This is a genomic window from Bacillus sp. FSL K6-2944, assembly GCF_038005385.1.
Taxonomy (GTDB): domain Bacteria; phylum Bacillota; class Bacilli; order Bacillales; family Bacillaceae_G; genus Bacillus_A; species Bacillus_A cereus.
In genome coordinates this window covers 3,179,589-3,196,476 of record NZ_JBBOTE010000001.1, presented here as the reverse complement: position 1 = coordinate 3,196,476, position 16,888 = coordinate 3,179,589, and the positions used below count along the sequence as shown (strand labels likewise).

The window sequence follows — 16,888 nt, the reverse complement described above, 5'->3', positions numbered from 1 at the left end:
AAATGCCGAATATGATGCCGATCATGGATAACAATCAAATGCCGAATATGATGCCGATTATGGATAACAATCAAATGCCGAATATGATGCCGATTATGGATAACAATCAAATGCCGAATATGATGCCGATTATGGATAACAATCAACCACCCAATATGATGCCCTATCAAATGCCGTATCAACAGCCCATGATGCCGCCGAATCCGTATTATCAACAACCAAATCCATATCAAATGCCATATCAGCAAGGAGCGCCGTTTGGACCGCAATATACGTCTATGCCAAACCAGAATATGATGCCAATGGATAATAATATGCCGCCGCTTGTGCAGGGTGAGGAAGATTGTGGATGCGGAGGAGAAAGTAGACTATATAGTCCACAACCAGGCGGTCCGCAATATGCGAATCCTTTATATTACCAACCAACTCAGTCTGCATATGCACCACAGCCAGGAACGATGTATTATCAACCAGATCCACCGAATGTATTTGGAGAGCCCGTTTCAGAAGAAGAGGACGAAGAAGAAGTTTAAAAAGGCGGGAGTATTCCCGCCTTTTTTACATTCCTGTTAATTAAGAAAATGAAGTTTTTTTATGAAGTGCTAGAAAATTCCCAGTGAAATATTAACAGTGTAAAAACCTTCTCGGTTACTCATCATAAGAGGGAGCTTTTCAGTAGAGAAGCTCATTCTAACAGAGGGGGTTTTTGTATTGAATACGAAAGTAAAAGTGATTGCTGCTTCTTTGTTAGTTACCAGTGCATTAGCTGCATGTGGTACACCGAAAGATAACAATGCAATGGATGGACGTAACTACAATTACGAGCGTACATCTTATAATGATACACACCAGTATCGTGATAATGTGACACGTAATGATCGTTATACAGATTATGTAACATATAGAAATGGTCGTAACGATACAGGATACAATTATTATCGAGATGTAAATTACAATGGACAAATTGCTAATCCGCATCCAACTCGTAATATTACAATGAACAATTCATACATTAACAATGATGGTAAAACAGCTGAAAGAATAACAAATCGTGTGAAACGTATGAATAACGTAGACCGTGTGTCTACAGTTGTATATGGAAACGATGTAGCGATTGCGGTAAAACCACGTAACACAGTGACAAATGAAACGGCGATGGCTAACGAAATTCGTCAAGCTGTTGCAAATGAAGTTGGAAACAGAAACGTATATGTTTCTGTAAGAAATGATATGTTTACTCGTGTCGATGCAATGAGTACGCGTCTACGTAACGGTACAGTTACAAACGATTTTAATCGTGACATAGTGAATATGTTCCGAGACATTCGTTACGGTTTAACTGGTACAGTGCGATAACAAAACAAAAGAGGAAGGGATAGCCCTTCCTCTTTATTCATCGTTGTCTTGTAAGCGACGTTTTTTAATAAAATAACTAACGGAATAAGAAACTAAAAAGCATATGAAAAGAATACTACCTGTTGAAATAGCTTCAAATAGAGGTCTTTCTGGACTGAAAATAATATAAATAATAGCCGTAACGATTCCTACAATAAGGGAGTGGAAGACAAGTTTGTAATAAGGAGTTAACTGTATTTCCTTTTCGCCTTCTTCTACATCGATTGAAACACTTAACTGTAAATAAGCAAGTAAAATACTTGTAAACATAAATAATAGCCACAATGGAGATTTCGTAATTTGATCAATGCCTTCAGTGAATCCGATATAGCCTAAAATTCCAACTACGCCAATGTATTGAAAAAGAAAGACAATACGTATGTTTTTTAACATTTGAAGAATGAGGCGTTCATCCTTTATTTTTTTCATAATATTCATCCCCTGCTTATTATGATTTCGCTGTCACATTAATTGTAACATATATATTGCAATTATCAATTTATAATTTACATAAAATAATTTGGATGAAAGAGGAAATAAAATATTTTTATAAACATGTTGCACTTATACTTTATTAATGTTATATTAGCAAAGCGATGAGCTAATTTACGTAAGACGAGAGATATGCTTAAGTGCTAAACACGCGAATGTGGTCGCCTGGTCTCTCGCCGTAAACGCATCAAGACGCCTGCTTTGCAGGCGTCTTTCATTTTATATAAAAGTAAATGATACATGCAGATGAGGTAAACCCTTATCTGCATTTTTTATTTTTCGAAAGAAATGTAATATGGATAAAACCCCCATTTCCGGAAAAACTACTAATGAAAGTATGATCTTGCCTAAAAGAGGTGAACGGAAATGAAATGGATACTGATTGCGATGCAAGCTTTCGTTATGATGTTTTGTTTCGTTTATGAAACGAATGTGAAGGCGGAAGGGCCAGTACCAGAAGTAACGAAAAAAGAACCTGAGGTTACAATTTTATTAGAGCGTATGTATGTTGATGGCGAAGTAAGCGAAGAAATACTTACAGAAAAAGTGACGGATTTAGAAAAGTTTTTACAGCAGTATAAAGAATGGCAGCTCGTTGATCGTGATGATGTACAAATTGTATTGCAAAAGAAAGTTGATGATATTTCTCCGTTATTGAAAACGAGCGGGTATTTTGGTGTTTCAGAGGAAGGGATATTACAAATTTTCAAAGGTGTACCGAAAAGTGATAATGCGATCCATTCTTTCTTTCAAATTGATATGAAAAAGCTTGAGAGCTATGAACGTGCGAAATTGAAACGTGGCATTCGTATTAAATCAAAAGAAGGTTTTGTGAAGACGATTGAAAAAATGAAGCAATACGCAGTTCAAAGTAAGAAAAAAAGCAGCTCATGGTGAGCTGCTTTTTTCTTATTTATTTTTAGCTAAAATTTCTTTTGCGATTTCATCAATTAGCATATCTTTTCCGATTGGATTGAATGCTTTCGTATTGAAGACTTCATTTGATACTTCATATACGTGATTGTTTTTAACTGCTTTATTGTCTTTCCAAACAGCACTGTTTTTGTAGTCTTCGTAAACTTTATCAGCTTCGCCGCCGAAGTTTACAACGAACATTTGATCAGGTTGGAATGCAACAAGACCTTCTAGCGATACTTGCGCCATCGTTTGTTTTAAATCTGTGCCTTTTGTTGCTGGAAGTTTTAAGTCGTTAAAGATGATGTCACCGTATCCGAAGCTACCGTATACACGGAAGTTTTGTGGTGTAACTGCGACGAACATAAAGTTCTCATCTTTTGTTTTCTCTTTAATTTTTTTAGATAAAGAGTCTGCTTTCTTATCGTAGTCTGCAATCCATTTGTCCGCTTTCTTCTCTTCGTCAAATAGCTTACCTACTTCTTTAAACTTACCACGCCAGTCTTCTAAGTTTGTTTCTAGAACAACTGTAGGTGCAACCTTTTCTAGTTGATCATAAATTTTCAATTGACGGTTGTTTAAAATAATTAAGTCTGGTTTTAAAGCAGTAACAGCTTCTAAATCAACTTTAGGTGCCCAGTACCAACCTACTGCTTTTACTCCATCTAACTTGTCTGTTAAGTGATCTTGGATTTTATCTTTATATGTATTTGCTGTACCAACAGGTTTGTGTCCAAGAAGTAATAGTTCTTCTGTTGATCCAGATAAGTCAACAATTCTCTTTGGATTTACTGGAATTGTAGCTTCACCTTTAGCATGTTTTACAACTTTTGTTTTCGGTTGTTCTTTTGCCTTCGATTCTTCTTTTTGAGAAGAACAGCCAACGATAGAAAGAACAACGAGCATAATAGTAAATAAAATAAATAGCTTACGTTTCATCCTGATGTAACCCCTTTAATTAGTATTGATAATCATTATCGACTTCTGTATATTAAGGTGCTTTAACCTTTCTGTCAATGGAAAATAACAGAAGTTTCAAGTGGAGAACATTTGTTGGGGCAGTCTCGCTTTTCTATCATTAAATATGTTAAAATGGAATACATGATTTAAGAGGGAGAGATCGTATTTTGTTTGAATATGTTACAGGTTACGTGGAGTATGTAGGGCCGGAATATGTCGTAATTGATCATAATGGAATTGGTTATCAAATTTTCACACCAAATCCGTATGTATTTCAAAGAAGTAAGCAAGAAATCCGTGTCTATACATATCATTATGTGAGAGAAGATATTATGGCACTTTACGGGTTTAAAACACGTGAAGAGCGTTTATTATTTACAAAGTTGTTAGGCGTGTCTGGCATTGGGCCAAAAGGAGCTCTTGCAATTTTAGCTTCTGGTCAAACAGGACAGGTCGTTCAAGCGATTGAGCATGAAGATGAGAAGTTTTTAGTGAAATTCCCAGGCGTCGGAAAGAAAACAGCACGCCAAATGATTTTAGATTTAAAAGGAAAACTAGCAGATGTCGTACCAGATGCATTTGTTGATTTATTCTCAGACACAGAACGTTTTGATGAGAAGAAAGGTTCATCAGCTGAGCTTGATGAGGCACTGGAAGCTCTCCGCGCACTTGGATACGCAGAACGCGAAGTTTCTCGTGTTGTACCAGAGTTATTAAAAGAATCATTAACGACGGATCAGTATATTAAAAAGGCACTTAGTCTTTTACTAAATGGTAAGAGGTGAGTATAATGGACGAACGTCTCCTTTCAGGGGAATCTGCATATGAAGATGCGGATTTAGAATATTCATTACGGCCACAGACGCTCCGTCAGTATATTGGCCAAGATAAAGCAAAACATAATTTAGAAGTATTTATTGAAGCGGCGAAAATGCGTGAAGAAACGTTAGATCACGTGCTTTTATATGGACCACCAGGTCTTGGTAAAACGACGCTTGCGAATATTATTGCCAATGAGATGGGCGTTAATGTTAGAACAACTTCAGGTCCCGCAATTGAAAGACCAGGAGATTTAGCTGCTGTATTAACAGCGCTTCAGCCAGGGGATGTATTATTTATTGATGAAATTCATCGTTTGCATAGATCAATTGAAGAAGTATTGTATCCTGCGATGGAAGACTTTTGCCTTGATATTGTAATTGGAAAAGGGCCTTCAGCACGTTCTGTACGCCTAGATTTACCGCCATTTACATTAGTTGGAGCAACAACACGTGCTGGAGCATTATCGGCACCGCTTCGTGACCGCTTCGGTGTACTTTCAAGGTTAGAGTACTACACAGTAGATCAGCTTTCTGCGATTGTTGAACGTACAGCAGAAGTATTTGAAGTTGAAATCGATTCGTTAGCTGCATTAGAAATTGCAAGACGTGCTCGTGGTACACCTCGTATTGCGAATCGTCTTTTAAGACGTGTACGTGATTTCGCGCAAGTTCGTGGTAACGGAACGGTTACGATGGAAATTACACAAATGGCATTAGAGCTACTGCAAGTAGATAAATTAGGTCTAGATCATATTGATCATAAATTACTGCTTGGTATTATTGAGAAATTCCGTGGCGGTCCAGTTGGATTAGAAACGGTTTCAGCAACAATTGGAGAAGAATCTCATACGATTGAAGATGTGTATGAGCCGTATTTATTACAAATTGGCTTTTTACAACGAACGCCAAGGGGCCGAATTGTAACGCCGCTTGCGTATGAACATTTCGGAATGGAGATACCAAACGTATGACGGAGATGCCAAAGCTGCTTATTACAGCCGGGATCTTACTCATCGTTGTTGGATTAGCTTGGAAGTTCATTGGAAGGCTTCCAGGCGATATTTTTGTGAAAAAAGGAAACGTTACCTTTTATTTTCCTATCATTACATGTATTGTGTTAAGTATTGTATTATCTTTTATTATGTATATAATAAATCGATTTAAATAAGAAATAGGTGGATATAGCTATGGATATAAATCTGTTTGATTTTCATTTACCAGAAGAACTTATTGCACAAGTCCCGTTAGAAGATCGTGAAACATCAAGATTAATGGTGTTAGACCGTGAAACAGGTGATATTGAGCATAAACATTTTACGGATATTCTTTCTTACTTACATGAGGGGGATTGCTTAGTTTTAAATGAAACGAAAGTTATGCCTGCTCGTTTGCACGGTGTGAAAGAAGATACAGGCGCGCACATTGAAGTACTTCTTTTAAAACAAGAAGAAGGTGATAAGTGGGAAACGCTTGTAAAGCCAGCGAAACGTGTAAAAGAAGGAACTGTTATCTCTTTTGGCGAAGGGAAATTAAAAGCAACTTGCACAGGAACTGCAGATCAAGGTGGACGCCAGCTTGAATTTTCATATGATGGCATCTTCTATGAAATTTTAGATGAACTTGGGGAAATGCCGCTTCCTCCATATATTAAAGAGACGCTGGAAGATCGCGATCGCTATCAAACAGTATATGCGAAAGAAATCGGTTCAGCAGCAGCGCCGACTGCGGGACTTCACTTTACAGAAGAGTTACTTGAGAAGTTAAAGCAAAAAGGCGTTCAGTTAGCATTCATTACACTTCACGTAGGACTTGGAACATTTAGACCAGTTTCTGCAGACACGATTGAAGAACACCATATGCACGCAGAATATTATCATATGTCTGAAGAGACAGCGGCATTATTAAATCGTGTGAAAGAGAATGGTGGACGTATTATTACTGTAGGTACGACATCAACTCGTACGTTAGAAACAATTGCAACAGATCATGACGGTAAGCTCTGCGCCGCTTCTGGGTGGACAGATATTTTCATGTATCCGGGATATGAATTTAAAGCAATTGATGGTTTAATTACAAACTTCCATTTACCGAAATCAACATTAATTATGCTTGTAAGTGCATTTGCAAATAGAGATAATGTACTTCATGCTTATAATGAAGCAGTAAAAGAAAAATATCGTTTCTTTAGCTTCGGTGATGCAATGTTCGTTGCATCTCACGCTAAAATGAGAAACAAATAAAAGGAGTAAGTTATGACAGCAATTCGTTATGAATTTATTAAGACATGTAAACAAACGGGTGCCCGTTTAGGTCGTGTGCATACGCCGCACGGTTCATTTGATACACCAACATTTATGCCAGTTGGTACACTTGCAACAGTTAAGACAATGTCACCAGAAGAATTAAAAGCAATGGATTCTGGCATTATTTTAAGTAATACGTATCATTTATGGCTACGTCCAGGTCATGAAATTATTCGTGAAGCAGGCGGCTTGCATAAATTTATGAACTGGGATCGTGCAATCTTAACAGACTCTGGTGGTTTCCAAGTATTCAGTTTAAGTGACTTCCGTCGTATTGAAGAGGAAGGCGTTCACTTCCGTAATCACTTAAATGGAGATAAATTATTCTTATCACCAGAAAAAGCGATGGAAATCCAAAATGCATTAGGTTCAGATATTATGATGGCATTTGATGAGTGTCCACCATTCCCAGCTACTTTTGAATATATGAAGAAATCTGTAGAGCGTACGAGCCGCTGGGCAGAACGTTGCTTAAAAGCGCATGAACGTCCGCAAGATCAAGGTTTATTCGGTATTGTACAGGGGGGAGAGTACGAAGAGCTTCGTCGTCAAAGTGCGAAAGATCTTGTTTCAATGGACTTCCCTGGTTACGCTGTAGGTGGTTTATCTGTAGGCGAACCGAAAGATATTATGAACCGTGTACTTGAGTTTACAACACCACTTCTTCCAGATAATAAGCCTCGTTACTTAATGGGAGTAGGTTCTCCTGACTCGTTAATCGATGGCGCAATTCGTGGTATTGATATGTTTGACTGCGTACTTCCAACTCGTATCGCTCGAAATGGTACATGTATGACAAGTGAAGGTCGCCTCGTTGTAAAAAATGCGAAATTCGCAAGAGACTTCGGTCCGCTTGATCCAAACTGTGATTGCTACACATGTAAAAACTACTCTCGTGCGTACATTCGTCACTTAATGAAATGTGATGAAACGTTCGGAATTCGTTTAACGTCTTATCACAACCTTCATTTTCTGTTAAACTTAATGGAGCAGGTGAGACAAGCTATTCGTGAAGACCGTCTTGGCGATTTCCGCGAAGAGTTCTTTGAACAGTATGGCTTTAATAAACCGAATGCTAAAAACTTCTAATACATAATTTAAAAGGAGGAACAAAAGATGAATGCAGGTATGATGAATATCGTTATGATCGTTGCGATGTTTGCGATTTTCTATTTCTTATTAATTCGCCCGCAACAAAAACGTCAAAAAGCAGTTGCTCAAATGCAAAGTGAGTTAGCAAAAGGTGATGCTATCGTAACAATCGGTGGTTTACACGGTACAATCGAATCAGTAGATGAGACGAAAATTGTTATTAAATCTGGTGGTTCACACTTAACGTTCGATCGCAATGCGATTCGTGAAGTTGTGAAAAACTAATTTGGAAGGCCCTGCATGAAATATGCAGGGCCTTTTTTAGTTACTTTGCTTTGACATATTTACACCGAAAATACCACCGAGTGTACTCGCCCCCATTAATGCTAATTGATAAAGTAATTGTGAGTTCGATAAAGTTTGAGAAAAGCCTAAATAGTTAACTAGAAAAACGAGTATAGTGAACGTGAGACCTGTTGTGAGACCTACTAGCCAACCTTTTCCTTGAGCCTTTTTGCCGGCAGTAAATCCAGACATAAGCATAGATAAAAGAGCGAGTATAAAAATAGTAACGGTTAATGTCCCTTCGTTTATATTCGTAAACTTTAATAAAAGAGCCATAATCATACTAGTAATAGATGCGAGAATTAGTAGTGTAACAATACCGAAGCCAATTGCAGTTGATAATTTTTTCGTTCCATCCATTTATGCATTCCCCCTTTTTAATACAAGCATATTTTCCTTTTGTCTAAGTTAGACTAGTTTCTTTTTTATAGGGGAGTCTATACGTAAAAAAGACCTGCGGTAGTATGTCAACTGAGAAATAACAAAGTTTAAAGTTGCCAAAGGTCAATTTGTTTAAAAAAGGCATCACGAAACTAAACCAGTAACGAATGTAATTTACTGGAAAATAATGAAAGGTAGCGATGACAAAAATTTATGTCATTCTTTCACACACCTTCCAGGCGTAAAAAGTTGGTGGCTACGTAGTAGCGCATCCACCAATCGCACAAATTTTCTTGCGGTTAGAACGAGTGCACGTTTGTGTTGATGTTTTGGTACTTCATTATATTTTTTCACGTAATACTCTTGATAATCTGATACATGCTTTCTTACTGAATTGGCGGCTTCAACTAAGTAATAACGCAAGTAATGATTACCTGTACGGGATAATGAAGTATCTTCAGCTGTAAAACGACCAGATTGGTGCTTTCGCCAGTATAATCCAGCGTATTTGGCTATTTTTGTTTCATCGTCAAATCTTTCGATTTGGCCAATTTCAGCAATGATACCGGCAGCGAAAACAGGACCTACTCCAGGAATAGATTCAAGTGTTTGGGTCAAACCAGCCATGATTTTTTTAATAGACTTTTCTAATTCCTTGATTTGCTGTTGAAACGTACGAATGACTGCGATGGATGTACCTAAGATGACATCTATTGAATCTTCTACAACCTTATCCAAGCGATAAGAAGCTTTCACAGCTTTTTGAATGGATGCTGCTACGCATTTTGGATCACCAAAACGGTTTCGACTTTTTTCCTGTAGGAACTCAGCGAGTTCTTCTAAAGGCATATTAGCTAGTTCCTCTAAGCTGAATTTTTCAAGAAATAGTTCTGTCATGGCGCTACCAAATACGGAAGTATCCACCTCTTGTGAAAATGTATTACATTTAAAACTTAGGTGTTGAAGAAAGTGTTGTTTTTCTTTCGTTAACATTTTGACAAGTTGGTATCGTGATCGAGTTAATTGCTGCAGTGCCACGTACTGGCTTTCTTTTACGATAGACATTTGATTGCGGCCAAATCGTAAGTAATCAGCAATGACATAGGCATCAATCTCATCGGTTTTATTCATGTCAGAATAGCTTTTCTTAAAATTTGCGACTTGCTTTGGGTTTAGGAGAAATACTTTTGCTCCAAAACGCTGTAAATCTATATCATGGTGAAGAAACATAGAAGGATGAAAGCTGTAAACAGAGGTGGATTCTAGGCCAATCTTAAGGATGTCGACCTCTTTCCCTGCAACACACTGTAATAATTTTTCTTTGAGTGTAGTAGCTCCTGGTAGGTCATTACTGACCGAAAAAGAATCCAGTTTTTCTCCATCACCATTTAAAAAGCAAACTTTCATATCAAACGAACTTACATCTAAACCAACAAATAATCTCATGTAAGAGACCTCCCTTCTATATTAGAATCATTTCTTGGACGTCTCGAGATATCTCTAGTGTGTACGCCGACCAACAACCTCGTGTATGAGAGCTAGTCCTGAATCGAAAGCCGCCCTAGAGCTACTATCATCTAGGTTCGAGGGGCAGGCTGCTCAGCCTGCGAGTAGGGAGTCCCGCACGTTCACTGAGAAACACTCTTCAAATGTGGTAAATCCACAGGAGGTGAAAGAATTGTCCCAAATGATCCTACAATCATTATCTAGAAATATCTTGAGACGTCCAAGTATTTTTATTTATAGGGCTCTTATTAAGAAGAAAATCTAAGCCTGTAATAGGGCTTAAATATTAATATACGAGGAGATGTAGAAATGGAATGGATATCAATAATTGGACGGACAATGCTTTTGTATATCATCATCTTAATTATTTTTCGTCTTATGGGTAAACGTGAGATAGGAGAGCTAAGTGTATTAGATTTAGTCGTATTTATTATGCTTGGAGAAATGGCTGTAGTGGCAATTGAAAATACCGATAAATCACTTTGGCATCAATTAGTTCCGATGACTTTTCTTATGTGCATCCAAATTATTTTGTCAGTCATTTCCCTAAAGTATCAACGCTTTCGGCATTTAATAGAAGGTGAGCCGGCTATTCTTGTAAACGCGGGAAAGATTGATGAAAAGAAGATGAGAAAGCAACGTTATAATATAGATGATTTAATGATGCAATTAAGGGAACAAGGAGTTGGAGATATTCGGGATGTAGAATATGCTATTTTGGAACCGTCTGGGAAGTTATCTGTCTTTCAAAAACAAAAAAATAAACAAGATACATTGCAGTTTACGCTTCCTCTTATTATTGATGGAGAAATTCAATCTAGTCATTTACAAATGATTGAACATACAGATGCATGGCTTATTGAGAAATTAAAAAACTTAGGTTATAATGATGTAACACAAATTTTATACTGTAGTTTTCAAAACGGAAAATTTTTTGTTGATGTAAAAGAAAATTAGAGACTTATTCTTTGAAAGAGTAAGAATGATTAGTGTAACTAATAATCAGTGGAGATTACCCCACTGATTAAAGTTTCACCTTATTTCAAAAATGAAAGTTTACGAATGATAGGGAGACGACTTAACTCTTCTTTTCGAATGAGTTTGAAAGTGAAGAGAAGTACGATATAAACAATTGTTGTTAAAGTGATTTCCCATAATGTTTGTATGCCAAGGGCATGAGAGAAAATAATATATTTATGAAGATAAAAACCGAAGGCGCCTGCGATACCGATGGCAAGTCCGCCGAAAATATAGTCTTTTGCGTAAATGGTAAATGTAATCTTTTTTAAAACAGTAGCGTAGTGAAGAAATGTTACTGTTACAATATTTGCTGCAATAGCGAGAGCAACCCCCATCATTTGAAATTCTGGCCTTGATGCTAGTACAAAAATAACGATTAATTTCACGATGGCTCCAATAAATGTATTCATCATTGCAGCTCTTGCTAAGTTTAAAGCTTGCAAAACAGAGGTAAGTGGACTTTGGAAATAATGAAATAAAAAGCAAGGCGCAAGAAGTTGAATGAATGCTGTTGCGCTGTCTGATCCATACATAAGAGTTAAAACAGGAGAAGCGAATACGTATAATATAACGACAGACCATCCGCCGGTAATTAATGAAATTCGAAGTGCTTGTTGTAAACGGTGCTCCACTAATTTATGTTGTCTTTTTGCCATTGCTTCACTAATAGAAGGGACGAGCGCTGTAGAGAGAGCGTATGTAATAAAGGCGGGTAGTGATAGAAGCGGGAATGCATAACCGTTTAATATACCGTATTGCTGGGTTGCAACAGAAGCAGCGACACCAGCGATTGCTAAGCTTTGCATAACGACAATAGGTTCAAAAAAATATGAAACGGAGCCGATTAAACGACTTCCTGTAGTTGGAAGGGCAATATCCATCAGAGAATAAAATGTCCCTTTGCTTTCCTTTACAGTAGTGAAAAATCCAGAGCGTATTGATAAATGTTTTTCTCGCTGAAATAACGTGAGTAAAAATAATAACGATGCAACTTCACCGAGAACAGCTGATAACATAGCGCCGGCTGCAGCGTATTCTATGCCGTAAGGTAAAAATAATTGAATGCATATAGCGATAATGGTAATGCGGACGACTTGTTCTAGAACTTGCGCATAAGCGCTAGGTTTCATGTTTTGTTTCCCTTGAAAATAACCACGCAAAACAGAAGAAACAGCAATAACAGGAACAACGGGCAAAATGGCCATTAATGGATAGTACGTTCTTTCGTCGGTTAATAATGTTTTTGCTAAAATAGGTGTGAGGAACATAATTCCGATTGTTAAAATAATACTAATAACGGATGTAACAGCTAGTGATACGGTTAATATTTTTTTAACTCTTTGTTTATCGTTCACAGCTTCCGCTTCTGCTACAAATTTTGCGATTGCGACAGGAAGACCAATTTGTGTCAATGTAATTGCTAAAATGAATGTAGGAACGGCCATCATATAAAGACCAACGCCTTCTTCTCCCAAAATACGTGCCATTACTATGCGGTTGATAAAGCCGAGTATTTTTGTAATAAAGCCGGCTATCATTAAAATAAATGCGCCTTTTAAAAAGCTTTGTCTCGTCATGTTCTTCTCCTACCTTCTCAAAATCAATGGAATGATTTACAATAATTTATATGCACGTACGAGACAAGAATGACAAGCATTTAAGAGAGTGAAATATGATAGTGCTCTTGAAAGTAGTTATTGCTGTCCATTAGAGCGGGAATAAAAGCGACTTTTCGTGCGAAATAAGAAGGAGATGTTATAGATGTTAGATAGAGAGGCTTTGGTAGAATCATACCGCGGACAGTTACAAGTCGTTTTAGAAAGTAAAGTAGAAGAGTTTCAAATGTTCGGCTACGACAGAGTGACAGATGATGACATTTGGAAGTTTCTTAAAGTGAAAAAGTGGAAGAAGATAGACAGCGATGTTAGATTGTATGAATTAGTTAATGACGTATTAACAGTAAGTGCTAATGAATATATGACATATTTAACTGTTGAAGCATATCAAGCGCCACTTTGGTCATTTGATGAATATGAAAATAAATAACCGACTGCAATTGGTTTGTTCTTCCTTTTGCAGTATAATGATAGGTATTGATAATCAGGAAATAATTATGTCTAAGATCATATATAAAGGAGGTAGTGAAGAGAGAAAACAAATAATGAAAGTGCAGGTATCGTGAAAACGTACCGGCACAGCTAGTGATGAGCTAGCAAAATTATAGAAAGGAAGTCTACTAACTAGACGTATGCACACGTGTAAAAGTGAATCGTAAGAGATTTATTTAAAGTGTTAGTAGCGGAAAGAGGGTACATATGGCAAAGCGTGGTACGAGAATTGCCGCCTTTTTCCTCATCGTTTTATTAATCGGTGGAGTAATTGGTGCGGCAGGAAAAGACATAGCAAAAGGAATTAGTCTAGGACTAGACCTTCGCGGTGGTTTTGAAATTCTGTATGAAGTAAAACCAGCCAAAAAAGGTGACAAAATCGATCGAGACGTACTTGTAAGTACAGTAGGTGCTCTTGAGAATCGTGTCAATGTTCTCGGTGTAAGTGAGCCGAACATTCAAATCGAAGGGCAAGATCGAATTCGTGTACAGCTTGCTGGTGTACAAGATCAGCAAAAAGCACGTGAAATGTTATCAACACAAGCGAAATTAACATTCCGTGATGTAGATGATAATCTTCTTATGGACGGAACGGATTTAAAAGGCGGCGGAGCGAAGCAAACATTTGATGAGCAAGGCCGTGCGAGCGTAGGTCTTACACTAAAGAGCGCTGAAAAATTCCGTGAAGTAACTGAAAAAATTTCAAAAATGCCACCACCAACGAATTTAATGGTAATTTGGCTTGATTTTGAAGAAGGAAAAGATTCGTACAAAGCAGAATCTGCAAAACCGAATCCGAAATTCTTATCAGCAGCAACAGTAAACCAAGTATTTAACCAAGCTGAAGTATCTATCGTAGGTGGAAACTTCACAGTTGAAAGTGCGAAACAACTTTCATCTTTATTAAATGCAGGTGCACTTCCTGTTGATTTAAAAGAAATGTATTCAACATCTGTTGGAGCGAAATTTGGTCAACAAGCGTTAGAGCAAACGATTTTCGCTAGTGCGATTGGTATCGCTCTTATTTTCTTATTTATGCTTGTATTCTACCGTTTACCAGGACTTGTAGCGGTTATTATGTTAGGTTTATACATTTTCGTTACATTACTTGTCTTTAACTGGATGCATGCAGTTCTTACGTTGCCAGGTATTGCGGCGTTAGTGCTCGGAGTAGGTATCGCAGTTGATGCGAATATTATTACGTACGAGAGACTGAAAGAAGAGTTGAAAATTGGTAAGTCCATGATGTCGGCATTCCGCGCTGGTAACCATCGTTCATTAGCAACAATTCTAGATGCAAACGTTACAACTCTTGCAGCAGCTGGTGTGTTATTCGTTTATGGTAATAGCTCTGTAAAAGGATTCGCAACAAGTTTAATCGTAAGTATTTTAGTTGGTTTTATTACGAACGTATTCGGTACTCGTTTCTTACTAGGTTTACTTGTAAAGAGCCGTTACTTTGATAAAAAACCAGGATATTTTGGTGTGAAACAAAAGGATATTATTCCATTAACAAAAGGGGTAGTACATCCGCCAACGAGATTTGATCGTATTAATTTCGTAAATATCGGTCATAAATTCCTTATCTTCTCGATTGTAGTTGTAATTGCGGGTGCAATTATCTTACCAATTTTCAAATTGAATCTTGGTATTGACTTTGCGAGTGGTACACGTATCGACTTGCAATCAAAACAAGCCGTTACTGTGTCTGATGTTCATAAAGATTTTAAAGAATTGAACATTGATGTGAAGGAAGAAAATATTGTACCGACTGGAGATGACAATAAAGGTTTCGCAGTTCGTACATTAGGTGTTTTATCAAAAGATGAAATTGCGAAAACAAAAACATTCTTCCACGATAAATATGGTACAGATCCAAACGTAAGTACAGTTTCACCGACAATTGGTAAAGAAATTGCACGAAATGCATTTATCGCAGTATTAATTGCTTCTGCGGTTATCATTTTATACGTAAGTATTCGTTTCCGATTTACGTATGCGTTATCTGCAGTGCTTGCATTATTACATGACGCATTCGTTATGATTGTTATGTTTAGTATTTTCCAACTAGAGGTAGACTTAACGTTTATTGCTGCAGTACTAACAATCATCGGTTATTCTATTAATGACTCGATTGTTACATTTGATAGAAACCGTGAATTATACAAACAGAAAAAACGAGTGCGCGATATAAAAGATCTAGAAGAAATCGTAAATGCAAGTATTCGCCAAACGCTTGGTCGCTCGATTAACACCGTATTAACAGTGTTATTCCCAGTAATTGCACTGCTTATCTTCGGTAGTGAGTCACTACGTAACTTCTCGTTTGCGTTACTTGTTGGATTAATTGTAGGTACGTACTCTTCTGTTTTCGTTGCCTCTCAAATTTGGTTAATGCTTGAAAACCGTCGTTTGAAAAAGGGAAAAAACAAGAAGAAGGTTGAGAAAGTAGAATCTGAACCGCAAGTATAGAAAAGATGATGTCTCTTTATGAGGCATCTCTTTTTTCGTTTGTGGATACAATAAGATAGCAACTTTTTAACAGAAAGAAGATGGAAGAAAGTGGTGGTGCTATCGCTGTTTTTGTTAAAATAAAAAGATAGGTTAAGAAAAGAAGGGATTTTAATTATGGAAAAAGATGAACGTTTTAAACAGGCCGAGTTTGGTGCTATTGTCGGGATCGTTGGTAATATTATATTAGCGATTGTAAAGGCGGTAATTGGTTATATTGGGAACAGTAAAGCGCTATTAGCGGATGCCGTGCATTCTGCATCAGATGTAATAGGTTCGCTAGCTGTACTTTTTGGATTGCGAGCGGCAAAGCAGCCACCTGATGAGGATCATCCGTATGGTCATGGTAAAGCGGAATCGATTTCAGCGATTATTGTTGCGGTATTATTATTTATTGTGGGACTTGAAATCGCGATTTCGTCTATAAAAGCTTTTTCGCAAGAACTAGAACCGCCGAAAGGAATTACGATATTTGCTGTTGTTCTTTCAATCGTCGTGAAAGAAGGAATGTTTCAATATAAATTCCGATTAGGGAAAAGAGTAAACAGTGATGCAATTATTGCAAATGCATATGAGCACCGTTCGGATGTATTTTCTTCAATTGCAGCTTTAATCGGTATTTGTGCAGCTATAATAGGTGGTGAGCTTGGTATAGACTGGCTTGTATACGCTGATCCAATTGCGGGATTAGTTGTTTCACTTCTTGTTGTAAAAATGGCATGGAGCATTGGAGCGGAAGCAATTCATGCAACGCTTGACCATGTTCTTCATGAGGAGGATGTTATTCCGCTTAGAGAAGCAGTTCTTCAAGTAGATGGTGTGAAAAAAATTGGTTCTTTATATGCACGGGAGCATGGTCATTATGTTATTGTCGATATTAAAGTGTCCGTAGATCCATACATTACTGTAGAAGAAGGACACCGTATTGGAAAACATGTGAAAGAAATACTTATGAAACAAGATAATGTACAAAATGTATTCGTACATATAAATCCGTATTCTCCAAATTAAACATCATTAACATTTTAGTATATAGATA

At 37.3% G+C, this 16,888-nt stretch carries 17 protein-coding genes; 12 read left to right on the top strand and 5 right to left on the bottom strand.

Annotated elements, in window-relative coordinates; translation table 11 throughout:
• The first annotated feature begins 711 nt into the window (after positions 1-711).
• Positions 712-1,356 carry a YhcN/YlaJ family sporulation lipoprotein gene (locus MHH55_RS16245; RefSeq protein ID WP_001093536.1) on the top strand — a complete coding sequence of 215 codons (645 nt, stop codon included), beginning with the start codon at positions 712-714 and terminating at the stop codon, positions 1,354-1,356.
• Positions 1,357-1,389: 33 nt separating this feature from the next.
• Here the strand turns inward: MHH55_RS16245 and MHH55_RS16240 are convergent, their stop codons facing one another.
• Entirely contained in the window at positions 1,390-1,824 is a 435-nt protein-coding gene (locus MHH55_RS16240) for a hypothetical protein (RefSeq protein ID WP_000721223.1), read from the bottom strand.
• Between the two features lie 429 nt (positions 1,825-2,253).
• Here MHH55_RS16240 and MHH55_RS16235 point away from each other — a divergent pair, with 429 nt between their 5' ends.
• Complete coding sequence (locus MHH55_RS16235; protein ID WP_000871175.1) at positions 2,254-2,784, top strand: BofC C-terminal domain-containing protein; 531 nt, start codon at positions 2,254-2,256, stop codon at positions 2,782-2,784.
• A 12-nt stretch (positions 2,785-2,796) separates the two neighbouring features.
• Here MHH55_RS16235 and MHH55_RS16230 read toward each other — a convergent pair whose 3' ends face one another.
• Positions 2,797-3,741: an iron-hydroxamate ABC transporter substrate-binding protein gene (locus MHH55_RS16230; RefSeq protein WP_078186499.1), complete on the bottom strand. Its 945-nt coding sequence runs from the start codon at positions 3,739-3,741 to the stop codon at positions 2,797-2,799.
• A 188-nt stretch (positions 3,742-3,929) separates the two neighbouring features.
• Here MHH55_RS16230 and ruvA point away from each other — a divergent pair, with 188 nt between their 5' ends.
• From ruvA to yajC, 6 genes are read left to right on the top strand one after another with little or no spacing between them, the layout of a single operon-like run.
• On the top strand, positions 3,930-4,547 hold the full coding sequence (gene ruvA, locus MHH55_RS16225) for a Holliday junction DNA helicase RuvA (protein ID WP_000464511.1): 618 nt from the start codon (positions 3,930-3,932) through the stop codon (positions 4,545-4,547).
• A gap of 5 nt (positions 4,548-4,552) precedes the next feature.
• A complete protein-coding gene (gene ruvB, locus MHH55_RS16220; protein ID WP_078186500.1) occupies positions 4,553-5,554 on the top strand; it encodes a Holliday junction branch migration DNA helicase RuvB in 1,002 nt (333 codons plus the stop codon).
• Entirely contained in the window at positions 5,551-5,751 is a 201-nt protein-coding gene (locus tag MHH55_RS16215) for a DUF2905 domain-containing protein (RefSeq protein WP_000138162.1), read from the top strand. The genes ruvB and MHH55_RS16215 overlap by 4 nt, the downstream gene beginning before the upstream one ends.
• A gap of 19 nt (positions 5,752-5,770) precedes the next feature.
• Positions 5,771-6,823, top strand: a complete 1,053-nt coding sequence (gene queA, locus MHH55_RS16210; protein ID WP_000354014.1) for a tRNA preQ1(34) S-adenosylmethionine ribosyltransferase-isomerase QueA — start codon at positions 5,771-5,773, stop codon at positions 6,821-6,823.
• Positions 6,824-6,835: 12 nt separating this feature from the next.
• Positions 6,836-7,975, top strand: a complete 1,140-nt coding sequence (gene tgt / locus MHH55_RS16205; RefSeq protein WP_000125365.1) for a tRNA guanosine(34) transglycosylase Tgt — start codon at positions 6,836-6,838, stop codon at positions 7,973-7,975.
• Positions 7,976-8,002: 27 nt separating this feature from the next.
• Positions 8,003-8,263, top strand: a complete 261-nt coding sequence (yajC, locus tag MHH55_RS16200) for a preprotein translocase subunit YajC (protein WP_000991115.1) — start codon at positions 8,003-8,005, stop codon at positions 8,261-8,263.
• A 36-nt stretch (positions 8,264-8,299) separates the two neighbouring features.
• Here the strand turns inward: yajC and MHH55_RS16195 are convergent, their stop codons facing one another.
• A complete protein-coding gene (locus MHH55_RS16195) occupies positions 8,300-8,683 on the bottom strand; it encodes a TIGR04086 family membrane protein (RefSeq protein ID WP_000349150.1) in 384 nt (127 codons plus the stop codon).
• A 237-nt stretch (positions 8,684-8,920) separates the two neighbouring features.
• Complete coding sequence (locus MHH55_RS16190; protein ID WP_340880302.1) at positions 8,921-10,150, bottom strand: IS110 family transposase; 1,230 nt, start codon at positions 10,148-10,150, stop codon at positions 8,921-8,923.
• 369 nt (positions 10,151-10,519) lie between these two features.
• Between MHH55_RS16190 and MHH55_RS16185 the strand changes: the two genes are divergently transcribed.
• Positions 10,520-11,167, top strand: a complete 648-nt coding sequence (locus MHH55_RS16185; protein ID WP_000454818.1) for a DUF421 domain-containing protein — start codon at positions 10,520-10,522, stop codon at positions 11,165-11,167.
• A gap of 80 nt (positions 11,168-11,247) precedes the next feature.
• Here the strand turns inward: MHH55_RS16185 and spoVB are convergent, their stop codons facing one another.
• On the bottom strand, positions 11,248-12,807 hold the full coding sequence (spoVB, locus tag MHH55_RS16180) for a stage V sporulation protein B (protein WP_000198300.1): 1,560 nt from the start codon (positions 12,805-12,807) through the stop codon (positions 11,248-11,250).
• Positions 12,808-12,991: 184 nt separating this feature from the next.
• Here spoVB and MHH55_RS16175 point away from each other — a divergent pair, with 184 nt between their 5' ends.
• From MHH55_RS16175 to MHH55_RS16165, 3 genes are all read left to right on the top strand, one after another.
• Positions 12,992-13,276 (top strand): post-transcriptional regulator, encoded by a 285-nt coding sequence (locus MHH55_RS16175; protein ID WP_000886978.1) that lies wholly within the window; start codon positions 12,992-12,994, stop codon positions 13,274-13,276.
• Positions 13,277-13,545: 269 nt separating this feature from the next.
• Complete coding sequence (gene secDF, locus MHH55_RS16170) at positions 13,546-15,810, top strand: protein translocase subunit SecDF (protein WP_001119066.1); 2,265 nt, start codon at positions 13,546-13,548, stop codon at positions 15,808-15,810.
• 156 nt (positions 15,811-15,966) lie between these two features.
• Positions 15,967-16,860 (top strand): cation diffusion facilitator family transporter, encoded by an 894-nt coding sequence (locus MHH55_RS16165; RefSeq protein WP_078186718.1) that lies wholly within the window; start codon positions 15,967-15,969, stop codon positions 16,858-16,860.
• Positions 16,861-16,888: the final 28 nt, after the last annotated feature.

Bases quoted from the DNA above. Each gene is read 5' to 3' on its own strand.
- MHH55_RS16165 (WP_078186718.1), top strand. From the start codon at position 15,967: ATGGAAAAAGATGAACGTTTTAAACAGGCCGAGTTTGGTGCTATTGTC.
- MHH55_RS16235 (WP_000871175.1), top strand. From the start codon at position 2,254: ATGAAATGGATACTGATTGCGATGCAAGCTTTCGTTATGATGTTTTGT.
- MHH55_RS16230 (WP_078186499.1), bottom strand. From the start codon at position 3,741: ATGAAACGTAAGCTATTTATTTTATTTACTATTATGCTCGTTGTTCTT.
- MHH55_RS16215 (WP_000138162.1), top strand. From the start codon at position 5,551: ATGACGGAGATGCCAAAGCTGCTTATTACAGCCGGGATCTTACTCATC.
- MHH55_RS16195 (WP_000349150.1), bottom strand. From the start codon at position 8,683: ATGGATGGAACGAAAAAATTATCAACTGCAATTGGCTTCGGTATTGTT.
- queA (WP_000354014.1), top strand. From the start codon at position 5,771: ATGGATATAAATCTGTTTGATTTTCATTTACCAGAAGAACTTATTGCA.
- MHH55_RS16240 (WP_000721223.1), bottom strand. From the start codon at position 1,824: ATGAAAAAAATAAAGGATGAACGCCTCATTCTTCAAATGTTAAAAAAC.
- tgt (WP_000125365.1), top strand. From the start codon at position 6,836: ATGACAGCAATTCGTTATGAATTTATTAAGACATGTAAACAAACGGGT.
- MHH55_RS16185 (WP_000454818.1), top strand. From the start codon at position 10,520: ATGGAATGGATATCAATAATTGGACGGACAATGCTTTTGTATATCATC.
- yajC (WP_000991115.1), top strand. From the start codon at position 8,003: ATGAATGCAGGTATGATGAATATCGTTATGATCGTTGCGATGTTTGCG.
- MHH55_RS16190 (WP_340880302.1), bottom strand. From the start codon at position 10,150: ATGAGATTATTTGTTGGTTTAGATGTAAGTTCGTTTGATATGAAAGTT.
- spoVB (WP_000198300.1), bottom strand. From the start codon at position 12,807: ATGACGAGACAAAGCTTTTTAAAAGGCGCATTTATTTTAATGATAGCC.
- MHH55_RS16175 (WP_000886978.1), top strand. From the start codon at position 12,992: ATGTTAGATAGAGAGGCTTTGGTAGAATCATACCGCGGACAGTTACAA.
- ruvB (WP_078186500.1), top strand. From the start codon at position 4,553: ATGGACGAACGTCTCCTTTCAGGGGAATCTGCATATGAAGATGCGGAT.
- secDF (WP_001119066.1), top strand. From the start codon at position 13,546: ATGGCAAAGCGTGGTACGAGAATTGCCGCCTTTTTCCTCATCGTTTTA.